At 76.8% G+C, this 1173-nt stretch carries 2 protein-coding genes; both read right to left on the minus strand.

Annotated features, from left to right (window positions below):
* Positions 1 to 317 (minus strand): vWA domain-containing protein (locus L2I40_RS23450; RefSeq protein WP_237217761.1); only part of this gene is annotated, 317 nt, incomplete at its 3' end.
* 52 nt (positions 318 to 369) lie between these two features.
* On the minus strand, positions 370 to 1173 hold an 804-nt coding region (locus tag L2I40_RS23455; RefSeq protein ID WP_237217762.1), incomplete at its 5' end, for a hypothetical protein.

Here is a 1173-nt window from a genome sequence, read left to right on the forward strand (position 1 = left end):
AGCGGCGAGCGGCCACGCGCGACCAGCGACGCCGCGCTGGCGAAGGCCGGCGGGTCACTCCGGCCGGGTGCGGCAAGGAGCTCGATGTCGGCGCAGTCGGCGGCCCTCCGGTGGCCGAAGGCCATCAGCCCGACGCGCGCCGCCGGCGGCAGCGCAGCGCCGAGACCGGCGGTCGCCTCGCGCAGGACGTCGAGGCGTGCACGACCATCGAGCCGAGTCGTCATCGAGTTCGAGGCGTCGAGGACGAGCACCGTGTCCTGCGCCTGCGCGGCGAAGGCGGTGAGCGAGGCGGCAAGGGCGAGCAGGGCGCGGCGCATGGCCCAGAGGTGAGACCGCGAGGCGGCGGAGTTCAACCCTCCGGGGACGGGATCACGGAACTGCGAGGATGACATCGGCGGTCTGGCCCGCCGCGAGCGCGAGCGGCATCTCGTGCCATGCGTTCTCCACGCGAACGCGCACCAGCCACTCGCCGGCCGGTAGCACGAAGCGCGCACGGCTCGCGCCGGAGGTCGCGACGGGACGAGCCTGCCCGGGTCGCCGCACCTCCCAGCCCTGGACCGCGACGGCGCCGCCGGCGCGCAGCGCATTCAGCGTCACCTCGCCGGCCCCGAGATCGAGCCGAGCCTGCACGGCCTGGCCGGCGGGGACGAAGACCTCGGTCTCGGCCGTCGCCTCGCCGGCCTGGAAGCGGATGCGGTAGCTGCCCTGGGTCAGGCGCATGGACGGCTCGGCGGCGCCCGAGGTCAGCACCTGCTCGCCGGCCCGGAAGCCCGGCACCTCGTCGGCCCAGACGGTCCAGTTGCCGCCGCGCGGCGGCGCGCCGGGCGCGAGTGCGCCGACCGGGCGCAGCGTGCCGATGTTGAGCACGACGCGATGCGTCATCTGCGCGCCCGAGGTGTCGAAGCGCTCGGCCAGCCGCGCGGTGCCGGCGCGGACCTGCACCTCGTAGCGCCCGGCCGGGACGCGGAGGTTCGGGCGCGGGGCGCCGCTGTTGGAGATCAGCTGGCGCGGCGGGTCGGCGAGCGCGACGAGCGTCCAGTTGGCCGGCACGGTCGGGCCGCCCTCGACCTCGACGGCTTCGAGGGTGAGGTTGGTCTCGGCCGCGGCCTGGGCGGGCGGCGGCGTGGCGGGCGCGGGCGGTGCGGCGGTCGCCGTCACCTCGGCCAGCGCGCG

The organism is Falsiroseomonas oryziterrae, from assembly GCF_021864505.1.
Taxonomy (GTDB): Bacteria; Pseudomonadota; Alphaproteobacteria; order Acetobacterales; family Acetobacteraceae; genus Falsiroseomonas; species Falsiroseomonas oryziterrae.